The sequence below is a fragment of the Saccharothrix sp. NBAS 001 genome, from assembly GCF_056640475.1.
Genome location: NZ_CM153251.1, coordinates 732,056 through 747,505, shown reverse-complemented (window position 1 = coordinate 747,505; position 15,450 = coordinate 732,056). Strand labels below are relative to the sequence as shown.

The window sequence follows — 15,450 nt, the reverse complement described above, 5'->3', positions numbered from 1 at the left end:
CGTTCGAACCCCGACGACCACCCGGCTCAGCTAGTGGCGTGCCACGCGACCTCGGCCCGGGTAGTCGGTTCCGACGCGAACGGGTGAGCCGGTGGCGAACTGGCCGGTCTACCAACAGGTCCCGTCTCAAGACGGCCTGATCGCTTCATCGGCAACGGTCGTTCGGCCGGCGCCGACAGGCCGCAGCCGCCGCGCCAGCCGTCTGCTGTCGTCCAGCAGCGCCGCCTGGGTACCGAGATGCGGCCGAGGACTTCGAGCCGACCACGGGCGTCGACGTCGGCCGGGCAACCTTCTCGGAGGCGGTGGTTCAACGACGCTGGGCGATGTGACGGCCGGCTGCCGCAGCGTTGCGGATCGGCGAAGAAGTGGGCCACGCGACGGCGTCGATCGCGAGCCACGGCGCGACGGCCACGACCGAGGGTGTGAGCCCGGTGAACGCCTTGGCCTCGCGGTGGAGGTGGGACTGGTCCACGTAGCCGCACTCGGCGGCGACGCCGGCGGCGGAGTGACCGGCCGCGAGGAGGTGAGCGGCGAGGTCGAACCGCACCAAACGGATGGCGCGTTTGGGGCTGATGCCCAGCTGGGACCGGAAACGGGACCACAGGCGCTTGCGATCCCAGCCGACCTCGTCTGCCAGGCCGTCGACCTGCACCTGTCCCCGGCTGGTGAGCGTCCGCCGCCAGGCGTGGGCGACCTCCGGTTCGACCGGCGCGCGGGCGCGCATCCGTCGACCCACGGCCTCGGCCGCGATGCTGAACCGTTCATCCCACGACGTGGCAGCGCGCAACCGGTCCTCGAACCGCCCGGCGTCACGACCCCAGACCTCTGCCAGAGGTGCCATCGTCCCGCTGAGATCGGGCGACGCGTCGAGCACCGCAGCCGCCACGTCCGGCTCCAGCCGGATCTGGAGGCATTCGCCCACGCGGCCACCCGCCCGCAGTTCGCCGGGCATGAGCCCGATGACAACGCTGCCGCGCTCATGACGGCCGCCGCTGTCGCAGACCAGGCCACCTTCCGCGCTCAGGTCGATGATCAAGGTGACCGACGGGTGCGCGACCATGGCCAGGTCCACGGAGGCAGGCAAACTCTGGCGAAATCCGGCCATGCCGATCCCGGGCAGCCGATTCGACCGGTGCGGCACCGCGACGTCCACCGTCGTCCAATCCGGCGGTGTTCCAGTCGACAGCACACGACCAGTCTAGGGTTCGGCCGGGCCGCTGACGGCCCGTTGCCGCGAGGTCCAGCTCAGCAGCAGTTCGCTGACCGCCTCGGGCGCTTCGAACGCGGGGAGGTGCCCGACCCCGGACAGCAGTTCGATCCGAACGTCGGGCACCACCTCGTACTGGCGCACCGAAGACGGCTCCCAACGCGGGTCGGCGGTACCGAAAACCACCAACACCGGAACGGCCAGGGCCGCGAGACGATCGGGCACGCTGCGCTCGGCGATGTACTCCGTGTTGCGGCGCAACACCGTCCTGAACGTGCGGTAGGAGATGTTCCTGAGATCGGCCACCGCGTCGTCGGGCACGTCCACCGGGCGAGCGGCCATCGCCCCGATTCCCTTGCGGATCACCGCGTCCGAACGCCTCGGCCAGATCAGCGGCCCGAACGGCGGGCCCAGCAGGACCCGAAGGATCAACGGCTGCGGGAGCAGCGCGTCGGGATGCGGCCCGCAACTGATCAGCGCGACCGATCGCACCAGATCCGGGCGCTGTTCGGCGAGGGCGGTGGCGACGTAGCCGCCACTGGAGTGCCCGACGACGGTGACCTGACCAACGCCGAGGCCGTCGAGCACCGCCGCCACCTCGCCCGCTTGCGCGGGGACGTCGTAAGACACCCGAGGCGGAGACTGCCCACACCCCGGAAGGTCCACCCGGATGACGTGGTGGTGGTCGGCAAGGGCCGAGACCACCGGGCCCCACGAGGCACCCGAAGCACCCGATCCGTGGATGAGCAACAACGGCGGCCCCTGCGGCGGACCGTCGTGCACCACGTGCATCCCCTGCGAATGCTCAACCCCGTTCTCACTCATACGAGGATGTTCCACGGTCGGCCGACCACCGGTCTTGGACAAATGTCGGCAACTGGCGGGTCCGCCCTCCACGAGCCCGTGGACCCGTCGATTCGCTCGGGCGCCCTGACGCCCAGATCAGCCCTTAGGATCGTCCTCGATCACGCCGGCCTGCGCCGGGTCTTCCGGAGCGGGCATGTGACGGATGCTGTCGCTGCCCTTGTGGTCGTGGGCACGGGCGTACCGGGAATCCAGCACCCTCCCCAATTTGTGCGCCGCCCCGGCGTACGCATCGTCCACAGTGGTCGCGTGGTGGGTGACCGCGACCGGCTGTTTACCGCCGAGCCGCGCCTCGATGACGCACTTGTTGTCCTCCGGCTTGCCACTCGCGTCTTCGCTGAGGTGCACCTCAACCCGGGTCAACCAATCGTTGAACCGGGCCAGGCTGTTCTCCAGGTCGCTGGTCACATAGGCGGCCAGGCGTTCGCCACCGTGGATGTTGTGGTCGGTGTTGACCTGGATCTGCATGAGCACCCTCCGGAACGGGACGACAAGACGCTTGGTCGGTACCACCGAACCGGCCTGCCCAAACCTTCGGCCTGCCCGAACCTGACGCCGTTCATCGTCGTTCGCCCGTCCGCATGAACGTGCGGGGACCAGGACCGACGTGGCGGGATGCAGGCCCGCGCGACGCTGACGCTGCGCATGGCCGTCGGTCCGGCCGCCGAGAACACTCGTTCTTCCCGCCGTGCGAGACCACGACGGGGGCAACGGATCACCCGCGCGAAATCTCCGATCAGGGCGGCCCCGCACCCTCTACCGGGTATCGTCCGCAGCGGATCTCCCGGTACGCGTCTCCGGTGTGCGCGCCGTCCTCTTCCCCGTCAAGTCAGAGGTGCCAGAGCACGGCCCGAAACCCGTGGGCCGAGTGCGAGGTTCCGGCTATGGTGCCCTTCGAGTTGATGACCGCCGCATAGCTCGTCGTGCCACCGGGCAGCGCGCCGAGCGGGACCAGTGTGCCGTCAGGGGTCCAGTACACGGCGTGGTTTTCCCGCACGTACAGCGACACGAGGTTCGTCGAGGCACCGACGGTGCGGTTGCGGTCGTCGATGTCCGTCGCGTGGCCGAGTTCGTCGTCCGGCAGGCGGGGCAGCGTGGTGGCCGTCCCGTCCGACGCCCATCGGGTCGGCTGCCAGTAGGGCGGGTTGCCGGTACCGCCCGCCATGGTGCCCGTGGCGTTGATCGCGTTGGGCAGCCCGAACGAACCGAGGTCGACCGCGGTGCCGTCCGGGTTCAGCTTGGCACCCCGGGTTCCCGGGCCCCAGCCGACGACGGCTCCCGCGTTGTTCAAGATGTAGGGGAAGACCACCTGAGCCCGGATGTCGACGTACGTGCCGTCCGGCTTCCACCGCAGGGTCAGGCTCGGCTTGTCCGGGCCGTCGGCGTATCCGACGACGGTCTTGCCGTCGTTGACGGCCATGCCGGTGGTCTTGTTGTAGCCACTGGGAACGGGGAGCGTGGTGACCCTGCCGTCAGGTGCCCACAACACCACGCGGCTGGGGTAGGTGCCACCCCCGGAGTGCCCCATGGCGGTGCCGTCCGCGGTGACCGCCTTGACCCAGCTGAACGTGTCGCCGGGCAGGGGGTCGAGGATCTTGACGGTGCCGTTCGCGCTCCACCGCAGGGCGCGATCCGCCCGTCCGGAGATGGTCGTGTTGCCGACGATGACTCCCGAATCACTGATGCCCACGAGCTGCAACTCGGAACTGGTGCCCCCGGGCGGAACGGCCAGGGCGCTGATGACACCGGCGGCATTCCACTTCACCGCGCGGTAAGTGGTGGTGCCGCTCGGCGACCACAGGCTGGAGTACCCGATGACGGTGTCGGCGTCGTTCAGCCCGATGGCGCTGCTGCCGTCGTCACCGGGCAAGGTGCCGAGATCGATGATGGCGGGCGGGCCCGTGGCCGCCTCGGCCGCTTGAGGCGCCACGGCCAGCGCCGCGATCACGGCAGCGCTCAGGCAGGCGGTAATTCCTCTTCGCATGTCACACCTTTTCGTGGAACGGGTGGATCCGACAGAACAGGTGAGCGGATCGAACGATACGAACCAGCACCGTGTTTTTCGATCGACCGAAGAGATCAATGGATGCCGCCGGGTCCACTCCCCAGGCATGACCGGCCCCACGGGAGCGTTGAGGTCCAAATGGCCGGACGCCGTTTGAACCGGACCAGGAGGCGTCGGTCGACACGGGGGCGTCGTGCGCGCCTACCGGCACACGGCCGGTGCCCGCCACAAGCCGTTCCCTGGTTCTCGACTGCGATGTCGACCATAAAGTCCAAGATGGACAGTCCGATTTGGTCAAGCCTTCGGTGAGATGCGGCGGCGGGCGGATCACGGGTCTCCCTCCCGACGCCGCTGGATCAGCCGTGCAGCAAGCCGGACTCGTAGGCGACGATCACCAACTGCGTGCGGTCGCGGGCGTCGAGCTTCGCCAGCAAGCGGCTCACGTGCGTCTTGGTCGTGGAGATCGACAGGTGCAGCTCGGCCGCGATCTCGGTGTTGCTGCGCCCACGCCCCACCAGCCGCAGCACCTCCCGCTCCCGCGCGGTGACCCCGTCGAGCAGCCGTGCCGCAGGCGTGGTCACGGGCCTCGCGGTGAACTCGGCGATCAGCTGCCGGGTAACCGATGGCGACAGCAACGCGTCACCGGCCGCCACCACCCGAATCGCGTTGAGCAGGTCGACCGGCGGGGTGTCCTTGAGCAGGAACCCGCTCGCACCCGCGCGCAGGGCGGCGAACACGTACCGGTCGAGGTCGAACGTCGTCAGGATCACCACGCGCACGGCGAGACCGGCGGCCAACACCCGCCGGGTGGCCTCGATGCCGTCCAGGCCGGGCATCTGGATGTCCATCAACGCCACGTCGGGCCGTTCCCGCGCGATCACGGCCACCGCCTCGTCCCCGGTGCCCGCCTCCCCCACCACGCACAGGTCGGGTGCCGAGTCGACGAGCACCCGGAACCCGGCGCGGACCAGCGCCTGGTCGTCGGCGACCACCACGGTGAGCCTCACGCGGGCAGTCTCGCCGTCACCCGGAACCCGCCGTCGGGCCCCGGCCCTGCGGTGAACTCGCCGCCGTAGAGAGCGGTCCGCTCCCGCATGCCGACCAGGCCGTGCCCGGTCTCACCCGGCGCGTCCGGCGGCCCGGCACCGTCGTCGGTCACCCGCACCTCGACCTCCCCCGGTGCGTACCGCACCAGGACCTCGCCGTGCCGGGCACGGGCGTGCTTCACCACGTTGGTCAGCGCCTCCTGCACGATCCGGTACGCGGCCAGGTCCACGCCCTGCGGCACCTCCCGCCGAGTCCCGCACACCACCAGCTCGACGCGCACCCCGGTGCGGCCGGTCCGCGTGACCAGGTCGGCGAGGTCCACCAAGCCGGGCGTGGGCAGCAGCCCGCCATCATCGGGAGGTTCCTCGCGCAGCACGCCGAGCAGCGCACGCATCTCCCGCAGCGCGGCCCGGGTCGTCGTCTCGATCGCGGCCAGCGACCTGGCGGCTTCCTCGGGCTGGGTCGCGATCACGTGGCTACCGACGCCCGCCTGCACAGCGACCACGCTCATGCTGTGCGCCACGACGTCGTGCAACTCGCGGGCGATGCGCAGCCGTTCCTCCACCACCATCCGCCGCGAGTGGTCGATGCGCGCCTCGGCCCGCTGCTCGGCCTGCTCGCGCAACCCGTCCTGGTAGGCGCGGTGCCGCCGCACGGCCAGTCCGACCGTCCAGAACGCGACCATCGGCCCGATCCGCCCGGCGACCGCCAACACCGGGTCCTCCTCGGCAGGCCACCCACCGGTGGCGACGACGTCACCCAGCACCATCCCGCCCACCACCGCGACGACCGACGCGATCAGCCCCACCACGGCGGCCCTGGGCCGCGCGGACAGCCCCACCACGTAAAGCACCAGGACGATGCCGAGCACGGCGGACTTGGTGAACCCCGACGTGGCCAGTCCCAGGTAGCCGCCAACGGACAAGGCCAGCGCCGACACCGGCCAAAGCCGACGAACCGCCACCGCGACCACCACGGCCGACGTCATCACGGTGAACAACCAGACCGGCAACGCATGCCGACCCAACTGCTCAGGGTTCGCCCAGCCGTTCACACCCACCAGTGCCGCGAGGACGACATCGACCACGACGAGATGTCCAAGGCGCAAGACGAACAGCGGGCGCGGGTACTCCTCCACAGGGCGAGGCTATGACACCGGAGGCCGACACCGCGTCGGTCCACAGACCGACTTCCGACCTCCGCCCACGGACCCATTCCCCGACCGGAAACGGGCCTCGGGAACAGTCCGGAGTCCGTACCCACGCCCGACGCGCCGCAGGAAGCCTGGACGGCACCGTGGCAGCCATGCGAAACGACCGCGGGGGAGCCCGCCGGGTCCGGCGAGTCGACGCTCGCGCACTGCCTCGCCAACCTCGGCACGCCCACCTCCGGCCAAGATCGGCTCCGACACCACGGACCCCACACCACCCCGTCCGGCGCCCGGCTGACCCAGCGACGGCAGGACCAAGTCGAGTTCGCTTTCCAGCCGTTCAACCTGGTTCCGACACCGACCGCGCAGAAGAACACCACACCGCCGCGAAGAAATACCTCCACAAAGGACAGACATGATCTCCCGACGCACCATGCTCACCAGCGCCATGCTCGCGGGCACCGCGCTCGCCACCGCCGGCGCAATCCGCCCCGGCACCGCTGACGCCACCCCGGTCGGCTTCACCCTCCCCCGCCCCACCGGCCCGCACGCCGTGGGCACGGCCTCCCTCCACCTCGTAGACCCGGCGCGAACCTCGCCCTGGGTCACGCCGACCCGCCCGCGCGAGCTGATGGTCAGCCTCTGGTACCCGACGCACCGCCGCCCCACCCGCCCGCAGCCGTGGCTGCCACCGGCCGTCGGTGACGTGTTCCTCGCGTCCGTCGGCCTGGACCGCACCGCGATCACCCTGCCGAACTCCCATGCAGGACAGGGACTTCCGGTGTGCCGGCAGGGGCGGCTGCCGGTCGTGCTGTACTCGCCCGGCTGGGTCGCGTCCCGGTTCTTCAACACCGTCGTGGTCGAACAACTGGCCAGCCACGGCTACCTGGTGGCGACCGTCGACCACACCCACGAGTCACCGGCCGTCGAGTTCCCCGGCGGACGCGTCGAACTCGGCCAGGCACCCCCGGGCACCGAACCGGTGTTCACCACGTCGCTCGACACCCGCGTCCCAGACCTGCGATTCGTCCTGGACAGGCTGGCGGACCTCGACCGGGGTGCCAACCCCGACGCCGAGGGCCGCCCCCTGCCCACCGGGCTGCGCGGCGGGCTCGACCTAGGCCGGATCGGCATGATCGGCCACTCCCTCGGCGGCGCGACCACCGCGTCCACCATGTACGCGGACCGGCGCGTGAAAGCAGGAGTAAGCCTGGACGGCTCCGCCCTGGGCCCAGTCGTAGACGCCGGCCTCGACCGCCCGTACCTGGTGATGGACACCCCGGGCAAGGGCGGCATGGCCGGCGACGCCCGACTGCGGACGTTCTTCTCCCACCTCACCGGTTGGCGGCTCGCACTGACCCTGCGGAACTCGGCCCACCAAACCTACGGCGACCTCGAACTGCTCTACCCCGTACTCGGCCCGCTAGTCGGAGTCGACCCCACCGAGGAGATCGGCACGATCCCGACCGCCCGCGCAATCGCCGTCCAACAGACGTACCCGTTGGCGTTCTTCGACCGACACCTGCGCGGCCGGGGACACCTGCTGGACGGCCCGTCACCCAACTTCCCCGAGGTCATGTTCCAGCGCACCTAACCAGCCAACCCACACCTGTGCCGCTCGAAGAGCCTTCTTTTGCCGGTAAAGCCAAGGCAACACCGTGTTGAGGACGTGACCCGTGCCCCTGTTGTACGAGGCGACCCGAAGGTCGCTGTCCGTGCCGTCGTCGGCAGACCGTCAGCGGAAGGAGATCTTCCCGGCCACGCCGGACACCTTGCGCACCTTGCACCGCGACCCCATGGCCGCCCACAAACCGGCCCACCGGCGCCGCGCCCTCGGGACGGTGGCGATGGGCACGCTCACCAACGCGGCCATCGAAAACCACGTGTCCCCAGGGAACCTCGGCGCGACGGTCCAGGGCCGGGCGCTCTACGACGCGCTCGACCGGAAGGTCCTCGCGCCGCTGAGCGGTGTCGTCGCCCGGCCGGTGAGCCCGGAAGCCCGCCGAACCCGGTCACCCGGTGCGGTCGTCCGGGTGTCAGCTCACGCAGATCGCGCTCGCCTCCACGACGGCCGAGTACAGGGCAACGCTCGGCAACTCCTCAAGCCTGAGGATCTTGTAGCTCCAGCCCACGCAGTCGACGCCGACCGCCAGCACGGCGTCGTGCGCCCTGGTGCCGGCGGATTCGATGGCCGAGTTGACGCTCCGCGACGTCGCGGAGCCCGACGCGGAACGGGGCACCGTGTAGTCGGCGGCGGAAGCGGCGGAAACAGGCAGCAGCAAGGCCGCGAAGACCGCGGCCGACAGGATGAGTGGTCTCATGACGGCGATCCTGGCAGTCCGACAACCCGCCCGAAACAGCCGTTTCGCGCAAGGGCGGACCGCGTTCCCTGACCTCTTCGACGGCGGGGCGATCCGCCGTCCGCCGTGGACCGAACGCCCGCCGATGGCGAGAATTCCCTACGCACAAGGAATTGGCGACCACCTGCCGGATAGCCGACCGTAAGTGCAGCCGGTCAGGCCGCCAATAGAGCCGAGCTGCACGTCGATACGTCGCCGACCAGTCCTCGGCAGTCTGATCAACGAACACGGACCCACGGCCACCCAACCGCAGGTCAGACCATGCGACCGACTACTGGCACCCCGCGGGGCTCCTGGACGAAGCTGAGACCCAGTACGCCCGTGCGTGCGTCTGCCCCACGGTTCGTCGGAACGCAGCAACGCAGGGCCCGCGCATTCCGCGTCGCATAGCCTGTCGCAGCCGATGCGCAAGTTGCCGACCGTGCGACAGCAGGAGCAGACCGCAGACCCCGACCGGACTCGCCGATTCCGCACGGTGGGTGACGACCGCTTTGGGTAAGCCGTTCGGACGGCCGCCCGGGGACCAACGGATGCGGCGGATTCGCCGACGAATCCGCCCCTCAAACCAATGCTCACCGGCCAGCGACAACTCCGCGACCGACCGCACCGGCCCGTCCGCGCACAACACCGCGTCGGCCAGCTCGAACAACGCGTCCGCCCGCCTGGGCAGACAGCGGTAGAACTCCTGCCGCAACGCCGACAACTCACCGGACGCATCGGCGTCACCGGCATGGCGCACACTCATCAACTGAAGCCCTTGGCTCGATCTTCCATCTGTCGCAAGAGGAATGATCAACCAAGGGCTTCCCTCATGATCAACCAGGGTCCCGCCCTGGCTGCCCCAGAGGCTAAAACTCAAGCTAGTGCGTACCCGCCTGGTCGTGTGTGCACGTGGTAGTAGGCCCTGCTGGTCGGGTCGAACGGGCTGCGGGTGACGGAAGGTGTTGGCGTAGGCGGCCAAGTGGCCGAAGGTCTTGAACCCGGTGGCGGCGTCGATCACCGGCAGGATGCGGGCTGCGGTCCTGAGCCCGATGCCGGGCATCGAGGTCAGGACCCCGGCGAGAGGGCGCACATCACGTATCCCCTCGACCTCGGCGGCAACCCGTTTGCGTTGCAGCAGAACGGTTCTCAGGTTGTCGGCCGGGCGGGTGGCCTCGTCAGGCAGGTCGTCGTCGAACCCGACCAGCAACGTTCGGCGCGGTCAGGGCGTCGTCGCCGACGTCGACCCTGCGAGCCCCCTCGGCGAGGACGAACGCGTCCCAGGCATCGGTCTTTGCCGGTCCTTGGCTGCGGTCGGCGATGCCGCGCGACGTTGCTTCCCCGGCGTGGACCCCGAATCCCGGCACTGCGACCCGGCAGGGACGGCGACCTGTTCGGTGACCCTGTCCGGACGAGCAGCCCCGTTCAGGTCGAATTGACAGAATGAGCCTTTTCCGCCGCATCTGCTCGTCGGTCATCGCGCCGGTCCGCTCGGCGGGGTCCGCAGGAAATCCGAACCCGGAGAGCAGCACGTCGGCATGACGCCGCCAGTTGCCGGGCACGAACTACTCCGTGCGGTCGGCGACGTCCCGAGCATGAAGAGCAGGTTGCACACGGCTTGGAAGTCGGGGAAGCGGCGGTAGACGGTCACTCGGACGGATGGTGTCGCGCCGGGCACCTCACGCTACGTTAGATGTCATCGGCGGCTGGGCGGGGGCTCGGGGTGATGACAACGCAGGGCCGAGGCCCCGGCGAGCGCGAGGTGAACAGCACGCTCACGCGATTCGCCGTGCGGACGCGCGCGATTCTTGTCGTTCCGTGCGCGCTGCTCGGTGTCGCGACCGCATCCGCTGCCGCCCGCCCGGTCACGATCGCGGTGGTCGTGCTGGTGATCTCATGGTGCCTGCTACGGCTCCGATGGCCGTATGCGGCCTGGGTGGCCGGGGTGCACGCGGTGGTGGTGGTCGTGACCGGGATGAGCCAGCTCTGGATCGGTTCGCAGCCGGTGGACAGCTGGGTGTTCGTGCTCGCCTCGGTGACGTCGTGCACGACCCAGTTCGAGTGGAGTTCAAAGCCGGTGGTCGCGGTCGGGCTGTCCGCGCTGGCGATCGTCGCGTACTGGGTCGGCAACCGGGGCGCCGGCGGCCCGCTGTCGATCGCGCCGATGGTCAGGCTGTTCGTCGAGGCCGCACTGGCCCGAGGCTGCTACCTGCTGCTCCGCTCGTGGGCCCGCAACTCCGACCGTGGCGAGGTGCGAGCCGCCGCGCTGCGCCGCCGCGCTTCGGTCGAGGACGCCAGGCGCGGGGGTGAGCGCGAGTACCTGGCCATGCTGCACGACACGGCCAGCGCCACGCTGCTCATGGTCGCCACCGGCACCGGCCGGTTCGACTGGCTGCCCGAGCGGGCGAAGCGGGACCTGCGGGCACTGGCCGAGGCGCCGGGACTCGGTGCCGACCAGGTAGACCTCGCGACCATGCTCCCGGCGTTGGCCGACGCCTCGGTCACCCGACTCGACCAGCGGATCGAAGGACCGCTGCTGATGCCGTCCGGGTCCGCGTACGGGATTCTGCACGGTGTCCGCGAAGCAATCGTCAACGTCGAGCGGCACGCGGGCGTGTCCGAAGCGACCTTGACCGCGTGGCGCGACGAGTCCGGCATCGTCGTCGAACTGACCGACGCCGGCCGGGGTTTCGAGCCGGACGCGGTGCCGCCGCACCGGCGAGGCATTTCCGGGTCGATCGTCGGCCGGATGTCGGCGTTCGGCGGGCGGGCGAGCGTCGAGTCGCGGCCGGGTGACGGCACGGTGGTCCGCTGGCGCTGGCCGCGATGACCGCCATCGCCAACCGGATCAGGGAACGGCTCCGCCGTGGAGCTTGGATCGCCGCGCTGGTCGTGACCGTCACGGTGCAGTTCGCGCTGTGCCTGCCCCAGCTTGTCGTCGCCGCAGACGGGTACCGCGCGTTGTGGCCGGAAATCGTGGCGTTCGGCCTGCTGGCAGCGGTCGCGGTCGAAACCGCCTGGTTCTCCTTGCGGCGCAGAGCAATCTCGGTGGCGGCGCGCTGGACGGCCGCTGTTGTGGCGCTCGGCGCGTCGGTGCTGGCGACCTCGGCGATCGATCCGCAGAACTACTTGCGGCCGGAGCACTGGTCGTTCGGCCTGATCGCCTGGTACGGGGTCGTGATCTTCCTGTACACCAGCTTGCGCGCGATGACCGCGTTCATCGGCGCGCATCTCCTGCTCACCGCCGTGCAACTGGTCGTCGCCGGTCCGCCGAGCCTGCCTGTGCTGGCGAACATGAGCACCACCGCCATCTCGGTCTGCGGGTTCGTGCTGGCGGTGGCCATCGCGTTCGAGGTGTTCCGCCGCGTCGCCGACCGGGCAGGAGAGATGGCGGAAACCGAAGAGCGCCTGCGCACCGCGGAGGACATCAACGCACAGCGTCACCGGAACCACCGCGAACGCTATGCCGCACTGGCCCAGACAGCGGTGCCGCTGCTGTCCGGTCTCGCCGACGCCTCGCTGGATCCGTCCGATGTGGACACTCGCCGCCGCTGTGCGGTGGAGGCGACCAAGATGCGCCGTCTGTTCGCGGAAGCGGACGACGTGTCCGACCGGTTGGTGCACGAGCTCGGCGCAGGGGTGGACGTGGCCGAGCGAAAGGGCGTCTCGGTTCACTTCGCCGTCCGAGGCGAGCCACAGGAACTCCCCGCCCAGATTCGCCGGGAACTCGTCGAACCGGCGTCCGCCGCGATGGCGGCGGCGATCTCGGACGCGCGGGCCACCATCGTCCGCACACCCGGCCTGGTCAGGGTCAGCGTGGTCAGCGACGCGCCACCACACGCAATTCCCGCCTATCAAGCGCGTCACGTCGAAGTCACCACGGTCGTGACCGGGAACCGCCTTTGGATGGAGGTGACATGGCGCTCCGGCACATCACCGTGACGGTCGTCGACGACCATCCGGCCGTCCTCGCCGGTGTCGAATACTGGTACTCGACGGCCGACCCGCCGATCGAAGTCGTCGCCACCGGACCCACCGCCAAAGCGGCCTGGATACCGCCGGGCGACACCGCCGACGTGGTGGTCTTCGACCTCCAGCTGTCCGGACAGCCGACCCCGTCCTACGGCGAACTCAGGCGCCTCGTCGACGCCGACCGCCAAGTCATCGTCTACACCATGCGCGACGACGAGCAGGCCGCCCTGACCTGCCTCGACATCGGCGCGTTCACCTTCCTCACCAAGGCCGAAGGCAAGGAACACCTCGTCGCGGCAACGGTCGCGGCAGCGTCGGACCTGCCCTACACCCCACCGGCACTGGCGGGCGCTCTCGGCACGAACCGCAACTCGGACCGGCCGCACCTGTCCGAGCGTGAGGAGAACGTGCTGATCGAGTGGTTCCAGTCGGAATCAAAGGAGTTGGTCGCCGAGAAGCTCGGGATCGCCACCCGAACTGTCAGCACCTATCTCGACCGCGTCCGGGTGAAGTACGCGAACGCCGGTCGGCATGCCCGCACCAAAGCCGCGCTGGTGGCCAGGGCCATTCAAGACGGCCTGGTCGAGGTCGACGACCTCTAGCCCTGACGTCTCGCTCGACCGGCAGACCTCGGATTTCCGAGGTCGGGTCACGCCGGTGTGGGTCGCCAGCGGCGGTGCCGACTCCCGGCGGCCACCGGCCCGACCACCGGGCACGGCCGCAGCGTCCACGACCGCGAACGCCGCCAACGCGAGGCCGTGCCCGCTGGGCCCGAATCCGAGTGTCGGCTTTGCGCTATGCCCATGATCTCCTGCCGACACCTCGGGCAACCTCTCCGGCGAACCGGCCGGAAGCCCGCCGAGCACCGGGTCGGTCTGTGCCGGCGCACCCGCACACCGTCCACTTTGGAGGAAGCCGATCGGTCCGCAGGCACACCGATTCCGCGGTTCTACTAAGGAAACGGGTGCGGCACGCGGTGGATCTCGGAGTCCGTCAGGTCCGTCGTCCGCCATCCGGCACGCCGGAACGCACTGCGAACCCGTGGCATGTGCGGGGCACGCTGCAATCGCCAACCGAAGTCAATGGGCAGCAGACCAGGAACTACCACGCGCACCGTGCGAAGTCCCAGCGCCTCTTGTACCGACGACGTCTGATCGACGACGAGTACGTCGAACCCGGCATCGACGAGCAGGTCACGGCAGTGGATCAGGTCGGCCAGCAGGTCCGTGGTCTTCGGTCGGACGGCATGCCAGTCCCCGTACCGCTCGGCCATGCTCGACATGTCGGTCGTGGACAGCAGGAAGTCGGCATGACGGCTCATCTTCGGTGACGCGAACAACAGCGCGTGGTCGGCCAGTTCGCGGACATTCGTGAAGTTGTCGACCATCGCGTCGACATCGTCCTGACGCTCCGCAAGCCGGTCGGGCAGACTCGGCACGTAGGACGCGACCTCGCGCAGCGCACCGGACAGGGCGTCCTCCGGGTCGAGGGACGCACCGGCGGCGAAGCAGAGGGTTCCTGGCCCGCCGTCCCGCCGGACGGCGACCGCGAGCACCGCTGGTATGGGCAGATCGATCCGCATGTCGAAGAACCGCACGTAGTAGCCGTAGAGCCGGAGCCTGTCGACCGTCAGCCGGGTGTCCGTCCGGGCAGAGGTGGCAGGGTCGACCTCGGGCAGGGACGCCCTGCCGAACCAGGTCAGCAGGAAGGAGTCACGTTCGACCAGTTCGAGCAGGCCGTGCAGGGCCGCCTCTTCGAGACTGGCACCGCTCGCGCATCCGCTGGAGCACTCGCTCACGAAGTTGTCGTTCCCGGTCGCACCGCCGTAGTAGACGGTTGTGCGGGGAACCAGAACCGACCGTCCGTCACGCAGCGACCAACCCCGTACCCACGATATCGGCTTGGTCGGGTCGAAAGGTGCGAGCCGGTTCGACGTCTCGTAGACATCGGGCGGGTAGGTGCCGCAGTCCCGTGGGTCGAGCGCGTCGGCGGCCAACTCGTCGAAGGTTCCGACGATCGTGTCGCGCGCGTGCCGTGGTTCGGTCCCCGCGTGCCGTTCCAGACCTTCGAGCATTCCGCTCACACCGCTCGCCCCGAACGACTCGGCCTGCCCGGCCCACGTCACGTCGTACAAGCCGTTGTCGTTGCGGCCTCGGAACAAACCTGTGGCCGGGGACGCGGTCGGGGACGCGTAGTCGAACGTCATCCGATCTCCGATCGCGCCACAGACCGGGTTGACCAGAGCAAGGATCGGCAGGCGGTGCTCCCGCAGCGGACGTTCCCGGTAGCGGTCCGGCGCCGGTTTCGGTCGGGACGCCAACGCCAGGGTGACGGGTGTTCCGCCACCCGGCGAACAGCCCGGACAGTCGGAGTCCACGATCAGGCCGAATCGAAGTGTCCGAAGTGTACGCAGATCGATTTCGTACACCGAGGCCATTCCCGGCTGTCGCACGATGTGCTCACGGGTTGTCATCGTCCACAGCCGCCCGATCGCCTCCAGCGCATACGGTGTCAGATACGGCGTCGATCGGAAGGCATGTACGCCTGCGCCGCTTTCGAGTGCGTCGCGTTCAGGAACACTGCGCAGCCGCCGCCATCTGAGTGCCAGACACCGCGCACACGGTCCTGAAGCGTCGGGGTCGTGCGTGACCGGGCCCAGAATCGCCGACCAAGGGGTGAGGTGGATCGTGGTGAGCCGGTTTCCCAGGCTTGGCTCCGGAGGCGGCTGGTCGATGGCCTCGGCCATGCCCAGCACGACCACGTGCGGCAGCGCGGTGACTCCCGGCTGACGCGCCATCTGCATCAACACCGCGCGCCGTACTGCTTCGCACGGCTCGCTGTCGCTCTGTGGTGCCACGATCGTGTC

At 69.6% G+C, this 15,450-nt stretch carries 13 protein-coding genes and 1 pseudogene; 4 read left to right on the top strand and 10 right to left on the bottom strand.

Going from position 1 to position 15,450, the window contains the following annotated elements; translation table 11 throughout:
• Positions 1–307 precede the first annotated feature (307 nt).
• The 6 genes from AC0HI0_RS03280 to AC0HI0_RS03255 form a co-directional block, all read right to left on the bottom strand.
• The gene (locus AC0HI0_RS03280) at positions 308–1,153 is read right to left on the bottom strand and encodes a helix-turn-helix domain-containing protein (protein ID WP_480930737.1); all 846 of its coding nucleotides are present in this window, start codon (positions 1,151–1,153) and stop codon (positions 308–310) included.
• 45 nt (positions 1,154–1,198) lie between these two features.
• Positions 1,199–1,999, bottom strand: a complete 801-nt coding sequence (locus AC0HI0_RS03275) for an alpha/beta fold hydrolase (RefSeq protein WP_480934244.1) — start codon at positions 1,997–1,999, stop codon at positions 1,199–1,201.
• A gap of 150 nt (positions 2,000–2,149) precedes the next feature.
• Positions 2,150–2,539, bottom strand: a complete 390-nt coding sequence (locus AC0HI0_RS03270; RefSeq protein WP_480930736.1) for an HPF/RaiA family ribosome-associated protein — start codon at positions 2,537–2,539, stop codon at positions 2,150–2,152.
• A 361-nt stretch (positions 2,540–2,900) separates the two neighbouring features.
• A complete protein-coding gene (locus AC0HI0_RS03265) occupies positions 2,901–4,019 on the bottom strand; it encodes a hypothetical protein (protein WP_480930735.1) in 1,119 nt (372 codons plus the stop codon).
• Between the two features lie 413 nt (positions 4,020–4,432).
• The gene (locus AC0HI0_RS03260) at positions 4,433–5,083 is read right to left on the bottom strand and encodes a response regulator (RefSeq protein ID WP_480930734.1); all 651 of its coding nucleotides are present in this window, start codon (positions 5,081–5,083) and stop codon (positions 4,433–4,435) included.
• Entirely contained in the window at positions 5,080–6,261 is a 1,182-nt protein-coding gene (locus AC0HI0_RS03255; RefSeq protein WP_480930733.1) for a sensor histidine kinase, read from the bottom strand. Before AC0HI0_RS03255 ends, AC0HI0_RS03260 begins: the two co-directional genes overlap by 4 nt.
• Positions 6,262–6,688: 427 nt before the next feature.
• Here AC0HI0_RS03255 and AC0HI0_RS03250 point away from each other — a divergent pair, with 427 nt between their 5' ends.
• Complete coding sequence (locus tag AC0HI0_RS03250) at positions 6,689–7,867, top strand: alpha/beta hydrolase family protein (RefSeq protein WP_480930732.1); 1,179 nt, start codon at positions 6,689–6,691, stop codon at positions 7,865–7,867.
• A gap of 141 nt (positions 7,868–8,008) precedes the next feature.
• Here the strand turns inward: AC0HI0_RS03250 and AC0HI0_RS03245 are convergent, their stop codons facing one another.
• From AC0HI0_RS03245 to AC0HI0_RS03235, 3 genes and pseudogenes are all read right to left on the bottom strand, one after another.
• Positions 8,009–8,146: a hypothetical protein gene (locus tag AC0HI0_RS03245; RefSeq protein WP_480930731.1), complete on the bottom strand. Its 138-nt coding sequence runs from the start codon at positions 8,144–8,146 to the stop codon at positions 8,009–8,011.
• A gap of 163 nt (positions 8,147–8,309) precedes the next feature.
• Positions 8,310–8,594, bottom strand: coding sequence for a hypothetical protein (locus AC0HI0_RS03240; protein WP_480930730.1), 285 nt, complete (start codon positions 8,592–8,594; stop codon positions 8,310–8,312).
• A gap of 985 nt (positions 8,595–9,579) precedes the next feature.
• Positions 9,580–9,940: pseudogene (locus AC0HI0_RS03235) on the bottom strand (transposase); the annotation flags it as partial.
• A 434-nt stretch (positions 9,941–10,374) separates the two neighbouring features.
• Between AC0HI0_RS03235 and AC0HI0_RS03230 the strand changes: the two are divergent.
• The 3 genes from AC0HI0_RS03230 to AC0HI0_RS03220 are packed head-to-tail and all read left to right on the top strand — an operon-like array spanning position 10,375 to position 13,186.
• Positions 10,375–11,442: a sensor histidine kinase gene (locus tag AC0HI0_RS03230; protein ID WP_480930729.1), complete on the top strand. Its 1,068-nt coding sequence runs from the start codon at positions 10,375–10,377 to the stop codon at positions 11,440–11,442.
• On the top strand, positions 11,439–12,554 hold the full coding sequence (locus tag AC0HI0_RS03225) for a hypothetical protein (RefSeq protein ID WP_480930728.1): 1,116 nt from the start codon (positions 11,439–11,441) through the stop codon (positions 12,552–12,554). Before AC0HI0_RS03230 ends, AC0HI0_RS03225 begins: the two co-directional genes overlap by 4 nt.
• The gene (locus tag AC0HI0_RS03220; protein ID WP_480930727.1) at positions 12,530–13,186 is read left to right on the top strand and encodes a DNA-binding response regulator; all 657 of its coding nucleotides are present in this window, start codon (positions 12,530–12,532) and stop codon (positions 13,184–13,186) included. Before AC0HI0_RS03225 ends, AC0HI0_RS03220 begins: the two co-directional genes overlap by 25 nt.
• A gap of 350 nt (positions 13,187–13,536) precedes the next feature.
• Here AC0HI0_RS03220 and AC0HI0_RS03215 read toward each other — a convergent pair whose 3' ends face one another.
• Positions 13,537–15,441, bottom strand: a complete 1,905-nt coding sequence (locus AC0HI0_RS03215) for a TOMM precursor leader peptide-binding protein (protein WP_480930726.1) — start codon at positions 15,439–15,441, stop codon at positions 13,537–13,539.
• Positions 15,442–15,450 lie beyond the last annotated feature (9 nt).

Coding starts and splice junctions, on each gene's coding strand:
- AC0HI0_RS03250 (WP_480930732.1), top strand. CDS start 6,689: ATGATCTCCCGACGCACCATGCTCACCAGCGCCATGCTCGCGGGCACC.
- AC0HI0_RS03220 (WP_480930727.1), top strand. CDS start 12,530: ATGGCGCTCCGGCACATCACCGTGACGGTCGTCGACGACCATCCGGCC.
- AC0HI0_RS03240 (WP_480930730.1), bottom strand. CDS start 8,594: ATGAGACCACTCATCCTGTCGGCCGCGGTCTTCGCGGCCTTGCTGCTG.
- AC0HI0_RS03275 (WP_480934244.1), bottom strand. CDS start 1,999: ATGCACGTGGTGCACGACGGTCCGCCGCAGGGGCCGCCGTTGTTGCTC.
- AC0HI0_RS03245 (WP_480930731.1), bottom strand. CDS start 8,146: ATGGCCGCGTTGGTGAGCGTGCCCATCGCCACCGTCCCGAGGGCGCGG.
- AC0HI0_RS03225 (WP_480930728.1), top strand. CDS start 11,439: ATGACCGCCATCGCCAACCGGATCAGGGAACGGCTCCGCCGTGGAGCT.
- AC0HI0_RS03270 (WP_480930736.1), bottom strand. CDS start 2,539: ATGCAGATCCAGGTCAACACCGACCACAACATCCACGGTGGCGAACGC.